Here is a 19798-nt window from a genome sequence, read left to right on the forward strand (position 1 = left end):
ATGACCAACCTTTCCCATGACATCGCCGATGAGCTCGCAGCCGAGAATGCGCAGCTGCGCAACGCGCTGGCAACTGCGCGGGATCGCCAAAGCGCCAGCGCGGAGATCCTGCGGACCATCGCGGCCTCGCCCTCCGATGCCCGGCCGGTGTTCGAGGCGATCGCGTCGAGTTCCAAGCGGCTGCTCGACGGTTTCTCCGCCACCGTGCTCCAGTTCATCGGCGACGAGCTGCACCTCGTGGCCTACACGCCGACCAGCCCGGAGGCCGACGAAGGGCTCAAGGCTTCGTTCCCGCGCAAGATCACGGAGTTTCCGACCTTTGCGCTGGTACGCGGGGGCGAGACGATCCAGTTTCCCGACAGCGAGGCCGCCGAGGTGCCGCAGCTGAACCGCGATCTGGCGCGGCTGCGCGGCTTCCGCAGCGTGCTGTTCATGCCGCTGATGAACCGGGGCACGCCGGTCGGCATGATCAGCGTCACCCGCGCCGAGCCTGGCGCGTTCGCACCCGACCTCGTGCAGCTGCTCCAGACCCTTGCCGACCAGGCCGTGATCGCGATCGAGAATGCACGGCTGTTCAACACGACGCGCGAGGCACTGGAGCGCCAGACCGCCACCGCCGATATTTTGAAGGTGATGGCGGCCTCGCCCTCGGACGTGCAGCCGGTGTTCGAGGCCATTGCGGCCAATGCCAACCGGCTGATCGGCGGCTTCTCCACGGCCGTGCTGCGCTATGTCGATGGCGCCGCCCACCTTGCCGCGTTCACGCCGACCGATCCGGCCGGCGATCGCGTGCTGCAGGCCTCGTTCCCGGTGCCGTTCGCGCAGTTTCCGCCCTACCAGCTCGTGGCCAAGGGTGCGGCGGCGCAACTGCCCGACACCGAGCTCGAGCCGGCCGCCCGCGACATCGCCCGCGCCCGCGGCTATCGCAGCATGCTGTTCGCGCCGCTGATGAGCGAGGGCGAAGCGATCGGCATCATCATCGCGACGCGCCGTGCGACCGGCGCCTTCACCGAGCATCATGTGCGGCTGCTGCAGACCTTCGCCGACCAAGCCGTGATCGCGATCAAGAATGTCAGCCTGTTCAATGCGACGCGGGAGGCGCTGGAGCGTCAGACCGCGACCGCCGACATCCTCAAGGTGATCGCGGCTTCGCCTGCCGACGTCACGCCGGTGTTCCAGGCCATCTCCGACAGCGCCAAGACGCTGATCGGCGGACATTCGTCCACCGTCACCCGCGTGGTCGACGACAAGCTGCATCTGGCCGCCTTCACCACGGATAATGCAGCCGGCAATGCCGATCTGCTCAGCTCGTTCCCCGCACCGCTGTCGTCGCCGGGCATTCACAGCCGGGTGGCTCGAAGCGGAGAATATGCCTTCCGCAGCGACATGCAGAACGAGCCTGATCTCACCGAGGCCATGAAGGAGCTGGCGCGGACGCGGGGCTATCGCAGCATCCTCGCGGTGCCGATGCTGCGCGACGGCGTCGCAATCGGCACCATCGCCGTGACGCGGCCGCAAGCCGGCCATTTCCCGGACAAGGCCATCAACCTGCTCAAGACCTTTGCCGACCAGGCCGTGATCGCGATCGAGAACACGCGCCTGTTCAACGAGGTGCAGGCGCGGACGCACGAACTCGCAGAGTCACTGGAGCAGCAGACTGCAACATCGGAGGTGCTCAGCGTCATCAGCAGATCGGCCGGGGATCTCGCGCCGGTATTCGAGGCGATGCTCAGCAAGGCAATGCAGCTCTGCGGCGCCAGTTTCGGCGTGCTCAACACCTACGACGGCACGCAGTTCCGCACAGCCGCCACTTACGGACTGCCCCCCGCTTACGATGAATACAGGCGCAAGGCGCCCCTCAACTATGGTTCGGCCACCGCGCCCGCGCGGCTTTTGAAGGGCGAACCGTTCGTCGAAATTGTCGACCTGCTGGAGTCAGACGTCTATCGCAGCGGCGAGCCGAATGGTCGGGCGCTGGTCGATCTCGGCGGCGCCCGCTGCCTGCTCGCGGTGCCGTTGCTTCAGGATGAGCGCGTGGTCGGCAACGTCATGATCTTCAGGCAGGAGAGCCGACGGTTCTCGGAGAAGCAGATCACCCTGCTGAACCAGTTCGCGGCGCAAGCCGTGATCGCCATCGAGAACGCGCGGCTGCTCAGTGAATTGCGTCAGCGCACCGAGAATTTGACCGAGTCGCTGCAACAACAGACGGCGACTGCCGACGTGCTCAAGGTTATCAGCCGCTCGGCGTTCGACTTGCAAGCCGTGCTCGATACGCTGGTCGAATCGGCGGCGCGACTATGCGAAGCCGATATGGCGGCGATTACCCGCAAATCCGGCAGCTCCTATTTCCGGGCGGGCTCCTACGGCTTTCCAGCCAAATTCGTCGAATATGTAAGAGATCTTCCGGTCCGGCCGGATAGGCGCACCATCACGGGCAGGACTCTGCTCGGCGACAAGGTTGTTCATGTCACCGATGTGCTCGAGGACCCCGATTACTCCTTTGAAGGCCAGGAATTGAGCGGCAATCCGCGTAGCTTCCTGGGTGTGCCCCTACTGCGCGAAGGCAGCACCGTTGGCGCTATTGTTCTCGCACGTCGCGCGATCCGGCCGTTTAGCGAAAAGCAAATCGAACTCGTTACCAGTTTCGCCGACCAAGCCGTCATCGCGATCGAGAATGTGCGCCTCTTCGACGAAGTGCAGGACCGCACCCGGGAGCTTGCGAAATCGCTCGACGATTTGCGCGCGGCGCAGGATCGCCTGATCCAGACCGAGAAGCTCGCTTCCCTCGGCCAGCTCACCGCCGGCATCGCGCACGAGATCAAGAACCCGCTCAACTTCGTCAACAATTTTGCCTCGCTGTCCGCCGAATTGACCGACGAGCTGAACGAGGTGCTCGCGCCCGTGACACTCGCGGACGATATCCGCGGCGAAGTCGACGAGCTCACCGGGCTTCTCAAGGACAATCTCGGGAAAATCGTCCAGCACGGACGGCGCGCCGATTCCATCGTCAAGAACATGCTGCTGCATTCGCGCGAGGGCGGCGGCGAGCATCGGTTGAGCGACGTCAACGCCGTGGTCGAGGAGAGCCTCAACCTCGCCTATCACGGCGCACGGGCCGAGAAGCCGCAGTTCGACGTGACGCTCAAACGCGAGCTCGATCCGGCGGCAGGCTCGGCCGACGTGTTCCCGCAGGAGATCACGAGGGTGCTGCTGAACCTGATCGGAAACGGATTCCATGCGGTCGCCAAGCGCAAGGCGGAGACCGAGGCGGCCGGTTACGAGCCGGTCGTGACGGCCGCGACCCGCGACCGCGGCGATCACGTCGAGATCCGCATCCGCGACAACGGCACCGGCATCCCGGACGATGTGAAGGAGAAGATGTTCAATCCGTTCTTCACCACCAAGCCGGCCGGCGAAGGCACCGGCCTCGGGCTGTCGATGAGCCACGACATCGTGGTGAAGCAGCATGGCGGCACGATCGACGTCGCGACCGCGCCCGGCGAGTTCACCGAATTCACGATCGTGCTGCCGCGCAAGAGCAGCTTTTCAGGCAAGCCCTGAGGATAATTTCGCCCGGGAGGCGTTTTGATGAATCTGGCGCGGTTCATTCGGCGGCAACTCCTCTCGCTATCCGGCGTCGGCCTCATGCTTGGCGCGCTGTTCTTCGCGGCTGCACTGACGCCGACGCTGATCCCCAGGAGCTATCTCACGCAAGGCGTCCTCGCCGGCGGCTGCTTTGCGATCGGCTATTTCGCCGGCGTGCTGTGGCGGCGGCTGTGGCACTATCTCGAGCTGCCTGAGCCGTCGGCGCGCGCCAGATCGATTGCGAATGCGCTGGCGGCAGCCGCCTGCCTGCTCGTCGTCATCGTCTTTCTGTGGCGAGCAGCCGAATGGCAGAACTCGATCCGCGCCGTGATGAAGATGGCGCCGGTCGAGACCGCGCATCCGCTCAAGGTCTGCATCATCGCCCTGATAACCTTCGTCGTGCTGCTGGTGCTGGGGCGGCTGTTCACGCTCCTCGCCCGCTTCCTCGCCGAGCATACGAGGCGCGTCATTCCGCGGAAGCTCGCCAACGTCATCGGCGTGCTCGCCGCGGGCCTGCTGTTCTGGTCGATCGCCAGCAATGTCCTGATCAACGCGGCGTTTCGCGCACTCGACTCCTCCTTCCGCGAACTCGACGTCCTGCTCGAGCCCGAGCGGCCGCAGCCGACTGATCCCGGTCGGACCGGAAGCCTGGCATCACTGGTGAAGTGGCAAGAGCTCGGGCGCATGGGGCGCCGCTTCATTGCCTCGGGTCCGAACGCAACCGAGATCAGCGCCGTCAGCGGAAGGCCGGCGCAGGACCCGATCCGGGTCTATGTGGGCCTCGCCGGCGGCGCCACCGCGCAGGCGCGTGCCAGGCTTGCACTCGAGGAGCTCAAGCGCCAGCACGGTTTTGATCGCAAGATCCTGATCGTCGTCACGCCGACCGGCACCGGCTGGATCGACCCTGCTGCGATGGACACCGTCGAATATCTCCACCATGGCGACGTCGCCAGCGTCGCAATGCAGTACTCCTATCTCAACAGCCCGATGTCGCTGTTGTTTCAGCCCGAATACGGCGCGGAGGCGGCGCGCGCGCTGTTCGCGGAGATCTACGGCTACTGGACGACGCTGCCGAAGGACAGGCGGCCGAAACTGTATCTGCACGGGCTCAGCCTTGGGGCCATGAATTCGGAGAAATCCGCGGAGCTGTTCGAGATGATCGGCGATCCCATCGCCGGCGCGCTATGGAGCGGGGCGCCGTTCGAGAGCCGCTTCTGGCGCTCGATCACTGCGAACCGCAATCCGGGATCGCCGGCGTGGCTGCCGGAATTCCGCGACAACCGCTTCGTGCGCTTCATGAACCAGAACGGACCGACGGTCCCGGCAGACGCGCCGTGGGGTCCGATGCGCGTCGTCTACCTGCAATATGCCAGCGACGCGATCACCTTCTTCGCCTATCGCGATGCCTACCGGGCCCCGGCCTGGATGAGCGCGCCGCGCGGGCCGGACGTGTCACCGGAGCTGCGATGGTATCCGATCGTGACGATGCTCCAGCTCGCCCTCGACATGGCGGTTGCGACCAACACGCCGATGGGCTTTGGCCATGTCTACGCGCCCGAGCATTATGTCGATGCCTGGATCGCAGTGACCGATGTCCATGACTGGTCCGCCGGCGCGCTGGCACAGCTCAAAGAGCAGCTCGCGGCGAAAGCGCGGAAGACGGGCGCGGGCACTATCGACGAGGATCCCGACCGCGGCGGCTAGAGCATGATCCGGAAAAGTGCGCAGCGGTTTTCCGAAGAGATCATGCTTAAACAACAACCTAAAGCGCGATGACGATTCATCCTCATCGCATCGCGGTTTAGGCGCCTACTCCGCCATCTCCACCGGCTGCGCCGTGGCGGGACCGGCCAGCGGCCGCTCCTCCATCGCGATCAGGCACAGCGCGGCGATGGTCATCAGCGCGGTGGCGGCGCCGAACACGTAGCGGAAGGCGTGGCGCATGTCGTCAGCGGGGATAGCGACGGCGCCTGCGGCGTGGTGCTCGCCGGCGAGCGGCACGTCGATGCCGAGCGCGATCAGCAGGATCGCGGCGAACGCGGCGACCGTGAACGAGGACATCAGCGAGCGGAAGAAGTTCATCGCGCCGGTGATGGTGCCGACCTGCGGGCGCGCGACCGAGTTCTGCAGCGAGACGACGCACACCGGGAAGGTGGTGCCGAGCCCGAGCGCGAACGCCGCCATCAGCGTCAGCAAGCCCCACAGCGGCAGAGTGGTGAGCGTGAGGCCGAGGCCGCACAGCGCGGCCCAGGAGGTGCCGATGATCGCGACGCGCTTGTAGTGCTTGGCACGGGCCATGGTGCGGCCGGCGACGGCCGCGCCGACGGTCGAGACCGCCGCGAGCGGGATCAGCGCGAGGCCGGCCTCGCTTGCGCTCAAATGGTAGACCGACTCGTAATACAGCGGCAGCTGCACGGTGAGGCCGGTGATCGCCCCGAGCCCGCAGCCGCCGGCGGTCAGCGCGAACGGCGCCACCGATCCAGTCAGCAGCTTCAATGGCAGGAACGGCTCGTCGGCCCGCCGGGCGTGCCAGACGAAGCTGACCGCGAGCGCGACGGCGCCGCCCACCATCGCCAGCACGGTCGGCGACAGCCAGGGGTAGCGCGAACCGCCCCAGGTCAGCACCAGCATGAAGACGACGGCGGAGGCCATCAACAGCACGCCGCCAAGCCAGTCGACCTTGCGCTTGCGGTGGAACACCGGGATCTTCTTCATCTTCGGCAGCAGCATCACGATCGCCGCAGCCGCGAGCGGCAGGTTGATCCAGAAGATCATCGACCAGTGCAGATGCTCGGCGAACACGCCGCCGATGACCGGGCCCAAAATGCCGCCAACCATCCAGACGCTGGAGAAATAGGCCTGGTACTGGCCGCGCTCGCGCGGGGAGACGACGTCCGAGATCACGGTCTGCACGACCGGCATGATGCCGCCGCCGCCGAGCCCCTGAAGGCCGCGCGCCAGGATCAGCATCGGCATGTTCGGTGCGATCGCGCACAGCACCGAGCCCGCCACGAACAGGCTGAGCGAGATGATGATCATGACGCGGCGGCCGTAGATGTCGCTGAGCGTGCCGAACACCGGCGCCACCGCCGTTGAAGCGAGCAGATAGGCGGTGATGACCCAGGAGAGATTGGAGACGTCCTGGAACTGGCGCCCGATGGTCGGCAGCGCGGTCGCCACGATGGTCTGGTCGAGCGCCGCCAGGAACATCGTCAGCATCAAGCTGATGACGATGGTGCGGACCTCGTCCTGCGACAGCGGCACCGGCGGCGCGATGGAGGGCGCGTCATCGACGCTGATGACTTCGCTCGGAAGCCGGGACAGCTCCTCGGCGATATCGTCAGGCAAAGTCTGGATGTCGGCAGAACTGCTCTGCCGGTCGAACTTGTTCATCTCGCTCGGACGTCGTGGGGCGGCGCAACGCCGCAAAGGATTCGTTCTATGCAGCCCAATGTAGACAGCAAAGTTTGTCCCAGGCAGACGCCGCGGCGCATGGGTGCATCCCGCCCCCGGGCCATCCCGAAGACGTGATCACCGCGCAAGACCTGACGACGGTTCAGTCCTTCGGACGTCGCTTCAGGCGGGCCCGTTTCGGCAGCAGGGCCGGCCATTGCACGATGTGGTCCTCGAGCTCCTCGTCCGGGATCTCGTCCTCGCTGCCTTCGACCCGGCCGCGCACGGAGACGCCGGCGTCATGCACGGTGTTGGGATCACCGGAGACCAGCGGATGCCACCAATAGAGATCGCGCCCCTCGGCGACGAGCTTGTAGCCGCAGCTCGGCGGCAGCCAGTTCAGGGTGCGGACATTGGCCGGCGTCAGGCGGACGCAGTCAGGAACCTTGTCTGAGCGATTCGGATAGTCCTTGCAGGCACAGCTCATCCCATCGAGCAGCTTGCAGCCGATATGGGTGAAATAGATCTGCCCGGTATCCTCGTCCTCGAGCTTGTTCAGGCAGCAGCGCCCGCAGCCGTCGCACAGGCTTTCCCATTCGCCCGCCGACATCTCTTCCAACGTCTTGGTTTTCCAGAAGAATCCTTCCTGGCCTGAAGGTCGTTTGGGAACTGCGGTCATGCGCCTCAACAAAGGTTCGAAAGAGCTACGGCTTAAGCCATCTAGGGCGTGCGGCCGGGGTGGTGCAAGCAAGGCGCCTTTGAGGCCCGTAATGACCCGGGGTCAATTAGGCCTGTTGTTCAAAATCGCGAGCCTGACCATTGGTTTATGGGCCCCGCTCGGCTAGAAGGAACAGCAAGTCCCTCGGATGCTGGCCGGGCGCCTTGGGTTTGCCGCAACATTCCCTCAAGACGTCTCGATGCCGCCCCCGGCCGGGTGCTTGAACGCTTTCGAACCAAGCCTCAAGGGTTCTAGGTGCGCCAGATCATACCACCGCATTGGAAGCAGAAGGTCCGGAATTTCTTCCTGGACCTTGATGCGCGCATCGACTCCTCGCTGTTCTCCTCGGCCAAGGGCATCCGCGAGCTCTACGAGCGCTACTCGACCTTCATGGACCGGTTCTATGTCGGACGCTGGAAGCGCTGGGTGTTCATCGAGCCGCTGTCGGAGGCCGCCACCCTCGGCCTCGGCGGCCTGGTTGTGATGCTCACCCTCGCCATCCCCGCCTTCCGCGAGACCGCGGACGAGGACTGGCTGAAGAAATCCGATCTCGCGGTGAGCTTCCTCGACCGCTACGGCAACCCGATCGGCAGCCGCGGCATCAAGCACAACGACTCGATCCCGCTGGAAGACTTTCCGGACGTGCTGATCAAGGCGACGCTGGCGACCGAGGACCGCCGCTTCTACGAGCATTTCGGCATCGACATCGCCGGCACCGCGCGCGCGCTCGTGACCAACGCCCAAGCCGGCGGCGTCCGCCAGGGCGGCTCCTCGATCACCCAGCAGCTCGCCAAGAACCTGTTCCTGAGCAACGAGCGCACCATAGAGCGCAAGGTCAACGAAGCCTTCCTCGCGGTCTGGCTGGAATGGCGCCTGACCAAGAACGAGATCCTCAAGTTGTATCTGGACCGCGCCTATATGGGCGGCGGCACTTTCGGCGTCGACGGCGCGGCGCATTTCTACTTCAACAAATCCGCGCGCGACGTGACCTTGGCGGAAGCCGCGATGCTCGCCGGCCTGTTCAAGGCCCCGACGAAATACGCACCGCACATCAACCTGCCCGCCGCCCGCGCCCGCGCCAACGTCGTGCTCGACAACCTCGTCGATGCCGGCTTCATGACCGAGGGCCAGGTGTTCGGCGCCCGTCGCAACCCGGCCTTCGCGGTCGACCGCCGCGACGAGGCTTCGCCGAACTACTATCTCGACTACGCCTTCGACGAGATGCGCAAGCTGGTCGACACTTTCCCGAAGTCCTACACCGAGCGCGTCTTCGTGGTGCGCCTCGCCATCGACACCAACGTGCAGAAGGCCGCCGAAGACGCGGTCGAGAACCAGCTGCGCCAGTTCGGCCGCGACTATCACGCAACGCAGGCCGCGACCGTGGTGTCCGATCTCGACGGCGGCATCCGTGCCATGGTCGGTGGCCGCGACTACGGCGCCAGCCAGTTCAACCGCGCCACCGACGCCTATCGCCAGCCGGGCTCCTCGTTCAAGCCTTACGTCTACACCACCGCGCTACTGAACGGTTTTACGCCGAACTCGATCGTGGTCGACGGCCCGGTCTGCATCGGCAATTGGTGCCCGCAGAACTATGGCCATTCCTATTCCGGCTCGGTGACCCTGACGCAGGCGATCACGCGCTCGATCAACGTCGTGCCGGTGAAGCTGTCGATCGCGATCGGCCAGAAGGAGCAGCCGAAGGCGCCGAACCCGGCCAAGATCGGCCGCGCCAAGATCGTCGAGGTCGCGCGCCGCTTCGGCCTCAAGGCGCCGCTGCCCGACACGCCGTCGCTGCCGATCGGCTCGGACGAAGTCACCGTGCTCGAGCACGCGGTCGCCTACGCGACCTTCCCCAACCGCGGCAAGGCGGTGACGCCGCATTCGGTGCTCGAAGTGCGCACCGGCGCCGGCGACCTCGTCTGGCGCTGGGACCGCGACGGCCCGAAGCCGCGGCAGGCGATCCCCGCCTCCGTTGCCGCCGACATGGCCGGCATGATGAGCCACGTCGTCAGCGAAGGCACCGCGCGCCGCGCCGCGCTCGACGGCATTCCGACCGCGGGCAAGACCGGCACGACCAATGCGTATCGCGACGCCTGGTTCGTCGGCTACACTGGTAATTTCACCTGCGCGGTCTGGTACGGCAACGACGACTACTCGCCGACCAACCGCATGACCGGCGGCTCGCTGCCGGCGCAGACCTGGCACGACATCATGCTCGCGGCGCATCAGGGCGTCGAGGTCCGGGAAATCCCCGGCATCGGCATGGGCCAGAAGCTGCCGCCGCAGCACGTGAGCAACGCGCAGGCCAATGCGGCGCCGAAGGTGCTGGAGACCAAGCCGGGTCCTCCGCCGGTGCTGACCAAGCGCGGCGCCGACATTTTGGTGCGGGTCGAGAAGCTGCTGGATGACGCCGCCAAGACGGCAAAGAAATCGGCGGATGCCGACACCAAGGCGGCCAGGCCGCCCTCGGCGACGAGCGCGCTCGCCTTCCCGCAGAACTATGCGGAAGAGAATGCCAACGCCTCCGCCCCGCGCAAGAACTGATCGAAACAAGTGCGGCTGATCCTGATCACATTGACGGCCCTTCTGCTCGCGACGGTGGTGGGCCTCGGCGCAACCTGGATGACGACGACGCGCGGCACCGAGATCGGCGCGCTGACCATCGGCGCCTGGACCGCGCGGCCGCGCACCGGCACCGCCGACGTCGATCCCTATTCGCGTGCCACCATCGTGCGCAACGGCGAGCTGCCGATCGGCACCGGCGACGGCGTCGCCTTCACCGCGACCACCGACGACAAGAAGAAGGCGCTCGACGGCCGCTGCGACGTAATCGTCTCCGGCGTGACGCCGCCGGCGCGGTTCTGGACGCTGACGCTGTACGACCGCAAAGGCCACCTCGTCGCCAACTCGCTGGCCCGCTACGGCTTCACCAGCCAGGAGATCGTGCGCCAGTCCGACGGCTCGTTCGAGATCCGCATCGCTTCGCGCTCGCGCGCCGGCAACTGGCTGCCGACCGGCGGCATCGAGCGCTACGCGCTGATGCTGCGCCTCTACGACACCCCGGTCGGCGTTGCGACGCGCACCCAGCGCGATGCGCCGATGCCGACGATTTCGACGGTGGGCTGCTCATGATCCGCCTCTTGTTCACCGTCGTTGCCGGCGTGGTGCTGGGCCTCGTGGTCCACCTCGTCAGCGTGCTGGCGCTGCCGCGGATCGCGACGCAGGATGCCTATTCGCGGCTGACGCCGATGACGAAGCTCAACGGCGTCAGCCAGCTTCCCCTCGCCGATCCCAACACTTCACCGATGCCGTTCATGGACCCGGCCTTCGCGCTGGCGATCTGCCGCTACGACCTCACAAGCGGGCCGATCAAGCTGACGGTGCCGGTGAGCCAGGCCTACACCTCGGTGTCGTTCTACACCCGCAACGAGATCGCCTATTACGCCATCAACGACCGCTCGGCCGGCCGCAAGGTGATCGAGCTCGACCTGATGACGGAAGCGCAGCACAACGAGCTGCCCGAGGACGAAGAGGTCACTGCGGCCGACCGCCTGATCATCGACTCCCCCAGCACCACCGGCCTGATCGTGATGAAAGCGCTCGCCCCCGAGCCCGGCCTGATGCCGCAAGCGCAGGCGACGCTTGCAGCCGCGAGCTGCGGCCCGCAGACCGAACAGCCCGCCAAGGCCGAGGCCCCGCGCGGCCGGCGCTGAGCGCGGCTGGTTAGGTGGCCCTCAAAACAAAAAGCTGAAAAACAACCCCATGCACAGTAGCGGGGACGTTGAGATCATTGGGCTTGTGCGTGGGCTCCTAAGCGCGCCCGGCGCCCAAATGACGGCTCAGCGTCCAACAGCGGCGCGAAAGTGGCCGCGACTGAACTTCGCTTTTGGGGCCAACAAGAAACTCGTGCATCGCAGCAAATAGGATCTCTATTCGATCACCTCATCAGCGCGAAGCAGTAATGAGGTCGGCACGCTGAGGCCGAGTGCTCTGGCAGTCTTCATGTTGATCACGAACTCGAATTTAGTCGGCTGCTCTACCGGCAGATCGGACGGTTTGGCGCCTTTAAGTATCCTATCGACGTAGCCGCCTGCACGGCGGAACAGATCGGCGATATCGGGCCCGTAGACGATCAATCCCCCATTGGCGAATTGTCGGGAGAAATGAACAGCAGGCAGATGATGTTTCGCCGCGAGCGCGACGACTCGGGGGGCCTCGACAACGGTCAGAGTATCGCCAAAAACAATGATAGCATCAGCGCGCTGGGCGGCAGCCGAGGCAAAGGCCACATCAAGCTCCTCGGCCGTGATCGCCTGAACTATCGGCAGAGCCACACCCAGGTTGCGGGCCGTACTGGGTACCTCGTCGGCTAACAACAGCCTATGCATCGGGTTGCCTGGATTGGCCAGGATTGCAAACCGCGAGGCACCAGGCACCAGTTCCCGCAGGATTTCTATTCGTTTTGCGACAAAATCCCCCGGCACGTAAGTCGCGAGTCCCGTTATGTTGCCGCCGGGACGCGCTAGGCTTTGCACGAGGCCAAGTCCCACAGGGTCAGCCACAGCTACGAATACGATGGGAATGGTAGCAGTTGCCGATTTCAGGGCCTTGGTTGCCTGCGGTGCCGCGACGATGAGCACATCGGGACTGAGGGCAATCAGATCGGCAACTGAAGCGGGCAGTCGATCCGGAGGTTGGGAAAAACGATAATCGATAATCAGATTTCTTCCGTCTATCCAACCGTGGTTTCGCAGCCCATCAAACAACGCCAGTTCGGTTTGATTGAGCGTCCGCGCGCTTCCGTCACCTACAGCGAGAAAGCCAAGTCGATAGCGTCTGCTCTGCGCCCGCAAACCCCGTGACGAAACGAGTAACGCTGCAGCGGCCGCTATGAACTCCCGCCGCTTCATTCGACCCTCATCACAACTTGAGGACGACGCGGTGCAGTATATCAGTTCTCGACAGAGGTGGCACTTGGTGAGTGCAATATTGCATCGCAAACCGGCGCGAAGATATGCCCGCAATGGGTCAAAGGCTGCCTTCGGCAGCCAGAAGACCTTGGTCGGGTCACCTCTATGAAGCGGACATCGACGCAGCTCTGGGCTGAGATCAGCAACGGCCACAAGCTGACTCGTGCACCGCAGCAACAACTCCCCTAATCGATCACCTCGTCGGCGCGGGCGAGCAGCATCGGCGGGACAGTGATGCCCAGCGCCTTCGCGGCCTTGAGATTGATGACCAATTCGAATTTGGTCGGCTGCATAACCGGCAAGTCAGCGGCCTTGGCGCCCTGAAGAATTTTGCCGGTATAAAGTCCAATCTGCCGGTACGCGTCGGCCAGGCTGATCCCGTAGCTCATCAGGCCGCCGGCCACCACAAACTCCCGGAACTCGTAGATTGCGGGAACGGCGTAGCGCGCTGCCATTGTGACGATCTGCTGGCGGTGAGCGTTGAAGAACGGATCGGCCGCGACGAGGAGAGCGTCGGTATGGTGCTCGGCCAGGATCGCGAAGGCCCTGTCGAGCTCCGGCTCGTTGTGTGCCCTTAGAACGTGAATCTCCCGCGCGAGGGTTTGCGCAGCCGTCTTTGCTTCCGTCAACTGGCTGTCGGCGCCGGGAGTGCCCGGATTGACCAGCATGGCGATGGTCGCGGCGTTTGGCACCAGTTCGTGCAGCAGGCCCAGCCGCTTGGCTTCCAAAGAGTTGGTCATCACATAAACGCCGGTGGCGTTTCCGCCGGGTCGGTTTAGGCTGACAACGAGGCCCAGCTCGACAGGATCAGTGGCTGAGGAAAACACGGTCGGAATTGTGGTGGTCGCAGCCTTCGCGGCTAGCGCCGAGGCGCCACCGCCGGTCGCAACAACCACCGCAACCTGGCGCCGAACCAGATCGGCAGCCAGCGCGGGTAAACGATCATTGTGATTCTCGGCCCAGCGATATTCGATCACGAGGTTGTGGCCTTCGATAAAGCCGGCTTCCTTCAGGCCCTCGCGGAACGCGGCTACGGGGCGGGCGATCGCACCAGGCGACAAGTTGTTGAGGAATCCAATGACCGGTGTGGCCGGCTGTTGCGCGCGTGTCGAGAGCGGCGCGACGAGGATGGCCGCTCCCATTAAAGCTATAAAACACCGGCGCCCACTCATGATCGCTCTGATGGTGCATTTCCAATTTCGGCAGCGCGCGCGCTTGCCATCATAGCCGTTGAAATGGTGGATTGAAACGTTGGTGATGTCTGGTGTGGGTCACCAGTTCGAAGTGGGCATGGCCCCGCGTCCGGTCTGCCGCGGATAGCCGACACCACAATGGCCTCAGCCTTGTGCGGTTGAGGGCCACTTCCGGGACGCCCGCATTGCAACAGGAAACCCTATGCGGTCTTCAGCGGCGCGGTGAGCGCCAGCGCCGCCACGGCATCCGCTATTCCCGGCGAATCTGCATAGGTAACCATGTGACCGGCATCCTCCACCAAGTGTAGCATGGAGCGGGGCAACGCCTCGTGCAGGCGGCGCGACTGGTCGGCCTCGATGAGCCGGTCACTCTTCCCATGCACGATCCTGACGGGACACCGGATACCCTGATACTGAAGCTGCAATTGCGCAGCAGCGGGAATAAGGAACGCGCTCTCCTCGGCTGCCGCCCTCAACTGCTTGGGCCGGAGAGCCAACGAGATCGGAAATTCATTCTTGAATTCCGGCGGAATGGCACGCGGCGCGAACAGCGTGCGCATCAGCTTCGGCGCGATAGCCCACGATATGATCGGCGAGATCGTGTAGCGCATAAGATCGCCCAGCAGCGGCAGTGCCGGACCTGACATGAGCCAAAAGTCCATCCGAGAGGTTGGAAAATAGTAGCCGGACACAAGCACCAGCCCGCTCACGGCATAACCGCTTCGCAGCGCCAGCGCGATTGCCACCAGCGTTCCCCAGGAGTGGCCGAGCACCACGGGATTGCGCACTCCGAGCTGATCAAGGGCCTTCGCGAACAAGGAAGCTTGCGTTGTGGGCGTCCAGATGCGCGTGCGCGGACGGTCGCTGTAGCCAAACCCTGGCCGGTCGAAGCAAACAACGCGATAGTTGCGGGCAAGGCGGTCGACCAACCCGCTGAGGACGAGATCCTGAACCATGGTGCCATTTCCGTGGAGCAGGACCACGCAAGGCGCTGCGGCATCGCCCCGTTCGATATAGTGAATGCGCACTCCGTCGCACACGGTGAAGACGCCGATAGGCGGATTCCTTCGCTCCGCTGTCACCTGAAACGTGATGTTGCAGAGGATCAGAACGACAAGTCCTGCCAAAACGATCAGCAGAACGGCTTCAGTTGTCGACATGGTGTCAACCTCCATTCCCGATCGCGGGTCCCTCGGATTGGCGGCATCGCGCCCTCTAAGGGCTGCTGATTCCGCTCCCTTCTAGCCAAAAGAACCGTGATCGCCCCGTGCGTGATCCGCGTTGCGTCTCCTTTGCCGCAGCGGGCACGGCTTGCAGTTATCGTCCCGGCAGAGCCGTGAGCTCTCGGAGCGGCTCGATGCGCCAGAACGGATATGCCGCCAGTTCTTTCGAATGCTGCCCGAACATATCGACCCGTCTGGTTGTAAACTCCATAATGACGGGGAAAAATTCAGTTGGTGACCTGATCGTCGCAAGTCTCAGGCCGAAATCGAAAGCAAATTGCACGTTGGCCTGAGCTATCTCAAGAAGCTTTGCTTGGTACGCCTGCATGTTTGCCGTGGCTAAGGCAAAGCCTTTCATTGGATCGCTATTAATCATTCTCCGACTGAGGTCATTTGGCAGGGCATCCACCCGAGACTCAATGATAGGAACCTCGGGTCTAGGATCGTTATGAAGCTTAAGAGGTGGTTCAATCGAGGCTGCCGCAACAGAGCGAGGTCCATTCTCTTTCGAGCTTTTAACAATGGCCTGCTTGTTCCGTTGGGCCCGCGCGGCCGTTTTCGGATTGGGGGCGCGCTTTGACGCTGGTGGCGGTTTGCGTTTGCTCATCTGACGCTCCAAAGAATATGGGGGGCGACCACACAGTCATTTCTGAACGGACAACAGGCTTTGTGATGTGGCGTTCCAAACCCGCGAATTGTTGGAGTTCCGCATGAACTGAGACACGCAGGTTCTGCGACGTGGGCGTTGATTTCAGGTAGCAACTCCAACCAACAAACGTCTAGCTGGCGATCTTCCAGACTATGCTCAATGGGCGTCGGCCTGAGAACAATCAGCTTTCCGACCGTTGTGCTTTGCGGCGACTACGCAAACATTCATGCCTTGATCGCGAGGCCTCCTCGTATCGAACCTTCGGAGAGCAGCATCGGTTGCGGCCGTTGATGGGCCGCATCGCTGCAGCAATTTGAATGTTCTCGTCACTAGCAGTTCGGCTTTGCGAGATCGTCCGGAGGACATTGTTGGTTCCGGTAGCTTCGGATCGGGCGGAGGCGTCGCCTTGACCAATCGAGCATGGGCGCTCAAAGGTTCTAGATCTCTCGAAAAATCTGCGGCCCCTTTCGAGTTGAAAGCCTGAAAGGTGACTTCATCCCGCAGGCACATGGCGCGCCGCGCTGGCGGATAGAGGCGGCAAGCTGACCCGGAAGCTCGGCGACGTGCTCGAGGACAACCTGAGCGCTCTTGCAATAGGCCAAGTGGCCTAGTCATGAAGGGGAGCGAGGGTAAACTGGAAGACGGCGCCCCGCGGTGTATTCAGGGTGACCCACAATCGTCCGCCATGAGCCGCAATGATCGACCGACAGATGGCAAGCCCCATGCCTAGGCCGTTGGACTTGGTCGTGTAAAACGCGTCGAAAACACGTTCCGCATTCGTCGGCTCGAGCCCCGGGCCTGAATCCCGTACAGCGACGAGCACGCCGCCTGCAACATCCCTTTCGGTACTGATCTGCAACTCCCGCTTGCCATCCTCAAGGCTGTTCATGGCTTCCACGGCGTTGAGGATCAGATTAAGGAGCACTTGCTGCAGCTGAATGCGCTCACCTTCGATTTGCGGCAGGTCCTCAGCGAGTTGTATCTGTACCGAGATTCCATGCCTCACCGCCTCGCTCCGGACCATGGCGATGACGTCCAGAACGGCTGCGTTGACGTCGAGCCGACTTTTGGGCAACGGCGCTTTCCTGACCATAGCGCGGATCCGGTGGACGATGTCGCCGGCTCGTTGGCAATCTGTGACAATGTGGTGGAGGGACTCGCGACCCTTGTCCAGGTTTGGTGGGTCCGCGGCGAGCCAGTTCAAGGCGGCGTCGGCGTTAGTAAGCGCAGCCGAGATCGGCTGATTGATCTCATGGGCAATCGAGGCCGTCAGCTGCCCCATTGTGGCTACGCGACTGACATGAGCGAGCTCGACCTGTGTCTTCTGGCGTTCGATAATGCCTTTCTTGAAAACATTGACCGCGGCCGCCATTGCACCGATTTCGTCACGCCGATCAATTCCAGGCACGTCGATGCTCGTGTCTCCCTTGGCAAGTGCCGCCATAGCCCCGGTCATGCCTGTGATCGGCCGCGCGATCGCGCGTGTGAGTAGTATGCCCATCAACACTGCGATCATGAGCGAGGCTGCGGCGCCCATCACGGTTGCCGTATATGCAGTAGCGTATGCCAACTTCTGGACGGCGTCTCGCCTTGCCAACAGATCGCGCTCAACCTCCTCGATTTCCCTCGCCTTGGCGCGGATTGCGTCCATGGCAGCTTTGCCGGTCGCCCCCTCCAACGTGCGCGCCTGCTCGCGAGTCGTGGGATGCGCCATCAGCGCGATCTCCCGCTCAGCGGTCTCGACGCGCCAAGTCATCGCCAGCTTGTTCAATTCATCTAGACGACCTTGCTGGTCTGGGTTATCCGAAGTCTGTTCTTTTAATTTTCGGATTGCCGCGCTGAAGTCGGCGCCGCCTCTGCGGTACGGGTCCAAGAACTTCTCGTCGCCGCTGATCAAATAGCCGCGTAAACTAGTTTGTTGATCCAGCGCTGCGGCTACTGCCGCCTCTAACGTGTCCAACACGTCAGTGGTATGGACCCGCCGGTTTTTGGCCTCTTCGATCAGGCTAAGTCTGTCGTAGACTATTGCGCCGCTCACAAATATGACCGCTACCACGGCGGCAAATGCCGCCATCAATTTGTGCAAAATCAGCAAACTCGAAAACTGGGGCACCTGACCCTCAAGGCCGAAGTCCGCGACCGACCAGACAGCTAGCTCAAGATTGCTCCCAAGCGATGGCATTCGCAAGAATTGGTCTGGGACGGGGACGGGGCAAAGCGGCGCAGCCTCCGGAGTGGAGCGCAGTCAGTGTGTCTCGTCGGCCGTCGTCCAGGCGCCGAAGAAAGCCGTCGCTTCTCCTGCCTTGCAGAAGGAATTCGATGGCTTCATCGAGAACTTTCGTGCGGCGCTGACTAGCCGGCCAGCATGAGATTGGTCGGGTCACCTGTCGGAAGCAGGCGTCTTCGTTGCTCTGGGGGTAACGGCAGCCACGGGCCAATTCCGGGCTCGGCATCGCGGCAAATCCTATTCTATTCGATTACTTCGTCAACGCGGGTCAAGGCCGAGGCCCCGCACGGCCGGCGCTGAGCGGGGCTGTTTAGGCGTTCGCAAAACAAAAGCGAGAAAACAACCCCATGCACAGTAGCAGGGGCATCTCCCTCAGATGCCGGAACTCGCCGTTTCGGCTCTCATCGCCGCCTGATGCATATCGACGATCGCCACCGCGATGAACGTAATCGCGACGCAGAAGGCGATGACGGCGAAGAACACGGTCGCACCGTAGTTGAGTGCGAATGTGCCGACATACGCGCTGACAATGGCCCCCGCCCGGCCGAAGCCGGCTGCCGCACCGACACCGGTCGACCGGACGTTGGTCGGATAGATGTGGGCCGCCAGCGCATAGAGAGAGCCCTGCGCGCCGAGCAGACAGAAGCCTTCGATGCACAAGAGAGCCATGAGCAGCGGCTGGGTTTCGGTCGATAGCGGTATCGATGCCAGGATCATCGCGCCGATGGCCGCCGCGCCGGCAACAGTCAGGATCGCAACGCGCGTTCCATACCTGCCGATCGCCCAACCGGTGACGATGCAGCCACCGACGCCGCCGAAGTTGAACAGTGCCAGACCGAAGCTCGCCGTCTGCACGTCGAAACCCTTGCCGGTCAAAAGAGTGGGAGCCCACGCGTAGAGGACGTAGACCGGCAACAAACAGAAGAAGAACGCGATCCAGAGCGCGGTCGTCGTACGACGAAATCCGGCTGTGAATAATGCGGTGAGCGAAGCACGTTCGACACCGATGTCGCGCCGGTCGATGAAGGCTTTGGAAGCGGCAGCGGCCTCGTCCAGGATCCGAACGGATTTCGCCACCCTTTCCATGTCAGCGCCACGCGCCAATAGATATTGCGGCGATTCCGGCAGTGCAAACATCAGGATCGCGGCGACGATCGCCGGCAACACGCCGCTGACCACGAAGAGCATGCGCCAACCATATTCGGGCTGCAGCTGAGCGGCGATCAGGCCGCCAATCATGCCTCCGATGGGGATGCAGACAATGCCCAGCATCACGGAAAGACTGCGATTTCGCCTAGGCGTAAATTCCGCGATCAACGCGGTCGCCGCCGGAAGGGCACCGCCAAGTCCAAGGCCCGCCAGGAAACGATACAGGCCGACCTCGCCGACACCATGAGCGACCGCAATCGCGAAGGTCGCCGCACCAAACAGGAAGACGGATGCGATGAGGGCAACCTTGCGTCCGAGCCAGTCGCCGACGACGCCCCCGATCGGCGTGCCGATCGTCATGCCCACGAAGCCCAACGCGAGGGCCGGAGCGAAATCGCCGCGCGTGACGCTCCACTCCTTGATCATCGATGGTATGGCGAAGCCGAGAATTTGATTGTCCAGACCGTCGAGGACGATGGCGAGAGCGCAGAGGAGCAGCACCTGCTTTCGCGGGGCGTTCCACGTCCCCTCCTCTGCGAGCGAACCGATGTCGATAACCCGCTGCTGCGGTGTGTCCAGGACCTGTGTCGTCACGTTCGTTCTCCCCCTTTTGTAAACGCTTTCGAATATCTCTGCTCGGGCGGCCGCAACTCGGCCCGCCCGATTCTCGCCAGGCACGTTCGTCCGCGGT

At 63.4% G+C, this 19798-nt stretch carries 13 protein-coding genes; 5 read left to right on the forward strand and 8 right to left on the reverse strand.

The window, feature by feature from the left end:
- Positions 1 to 3561, forward strand: coding sequence for a GAF domain-containing protein (locus GGD66_RS16785; RefSeq protein ID WP_183258394.1), 3561 nt, complete (start codon positions 1 to 3; stop codon positions 3559 to 3561).
- Between the two features lie 27 nt (positions 3562 to 3588).
- Complete coding sequence (locus GGD66_RS16790) at positions 3589 to 5289, forward strand: alpha/beta-hydrolase family protein (protein ID WP_183258395.1); 1701 nt, start codon at positions 3589 to 3591, stop codon at positions 5287 to 5289.
- Between the two features lie 105 nt (positions 5290 to 5394).
- Here GGD66_RS16790 and GGD66_RS16795 read toward each other — a convergent pair whose 3' ends face one another.
- Both GGD66_RS16795 and GGD66_RS16800 read right to left on the reverse strand, forming a co-directional pair.
- Positions 5395 to 6978 (reverse strand): MDR family MFS transporter, encoded by a 1584-nt coding sequence (locus GGD66_RS16795; RefSeq protein ID WP_092256511.1) that lies wholly within the window; start codon positions 6976 to 6978, stop codon positions 5395 to 5397.
- Positions 6979 to 7141: 163 nt separating this feature from the next.
- Entirely contained in the window at positions 7142 to 7657 is a 516-nt protein-coding gene (locus GGD66_RS16800) for a YcgN family cysteine cluster protein (protein ID WP_018315810.1), read from the reverse strand.
- Positions 7658 to 7951: 294 nt separating this feature from the next.
- On the opposite strand from GGD66_RS16800, the gene GGD66_RS16805 reads away from it, so the two are divergent.
- The 3 genes from GGD66_RS16805 to GGD66_RS16815 are packed head-to-tail and all read left to right on the forward strand — an operon-like array spanning position 7952 to position 11409.
- Positions 7952 to 10240 carry a transglycosylase domain-containing protein gene (locus tag GGD66_RS16805; RefSeq protein WP_018315809.1) on the forward strand — a complete coding sequence of 763 codons (2289 nt, stop codon included), beginning with the start codon at positions 7952 to 7954 and terminating at the stop codon, positions 10238 to 10240.
- Positions 10241 to 10249: 9 nt separating this feature from the next.
- Positions 10250 to 10828 carry a DUF1214 domain-containing protein gene (locus GGD66_RS16810; RefSeq protein ID WP_018315808.1) on the forward strand — a complete coding sequence of 193 codons (579 nt, stop codon included), beginning with the start codon at positions 10250 to 10252 and terminating at the stop codon, positions 10826 to 10828.
- Positions 10825 to 11409, forward strand: coding sequence for a DUF1254 domain-containing protein (locus tag GGD66_RS16815; RefSeq protein WP_092256516.1), 585 nt, complete (start codon positions 10825 to 10827; stop codon positions 11407 to 11409). The genes GGD66_RS16810 and GGD66_RS16815 overlap by 4 nt, the downstream gene beginning before the upstream one ends.
- A 216-nt stretch (positions 11410 to 11625) precedes the next feature.
- Here the strand turns inward: GGD66_RS16815 and GGD66_RS16820 are convergent, their stop codons facing one another.
- The 6 genes from GGD66_RS16820 to GGD66_RS16845 all read right to left on the reverse strand — a co-directional run bounded on the left by GGD66_RS16820 (position 11626) and on the right by GGD66_RS16845 (position 19785).
- Entirely contained in the window at positions 11626 to 12606 is a 981-nt protein-coding gene (locus GGD66_RS16820) for an ABC transporter substrate-binding protein (RefSeq protein WP_092256520.1), read from the reverse strand.
- A 245-nt stretch (positions 12607 to 12851) separates the two neighbouring features.
- On the reverse strand, positions 12852 to 13808 hold the full coding sequence (locus tag GGD66_RS16825) for an ABC transporter substrate-binding protein (protein ID WP_161499992.1): 957 nt from the start codon (positions 13806 to 13808) through the stop codon (positions 12852 to 12854).
- A 251-nt stretch (positions 13809 to 14059) separates the two neighbouring features.
- The gene (locus tag GGD66_RS16830; protein ID WP_183258396.1) at positions 14060 to 15019 is read right to left on the reverse strand and encodes an alpha/beta fold hydrolase; all 960 of its coding nucleotides are present in this window, start codon (positions 15017 to 15019) and stop codon (positions 14060 to 14062) included.
- A gap of 157 nt (positions 15020 to 15176) precedes the next feature.
- A complete protein-coding gene (locus GGD66_RS16835; protein WP_183258397.1) occupies positions 15177 to 15689 on the reverse strand; it encodes a phasin family protein in 513 nt (170 codons plus the stop codon).
- A gap of 649 nt (positions 15690 to 16338) precedes the next feature.
- Complete coding sequence (locus tag GGD66_RS16840) at positions 16339 to 17844, reverse strand: CHASE3 domain-containing protein (protein ID WP_183258398.1); 1506 nt, start codon at positions 17842 to 17844, stop codon at positions 16339 to 16341.
- Positions 17845 to 18330: 486 nt separating this feature from the next.
- A complete protein-coding gene (locus GGD66_RS16845; RefSeq protein WP_183258399.1) occupies positions 18331 to 19785 on the reverse strand; it encodes an MFS transporter in 1455 nt (484 codons plus the stop codon).
- Positions 19786 to 19798 lie beyond the last annotated feature (13 nt).

The sequence above is a fragment of the Bradyrhizobium sp. CIR48 genome (assembly GCF_014198315.1).
Taxonomy (GTDB): domain Bacteria; phylum Pseudomonadota; class Alphaproteobacteria; order Rhizobiales; family Xanthobacteraceae; genus Bradyrhizobium.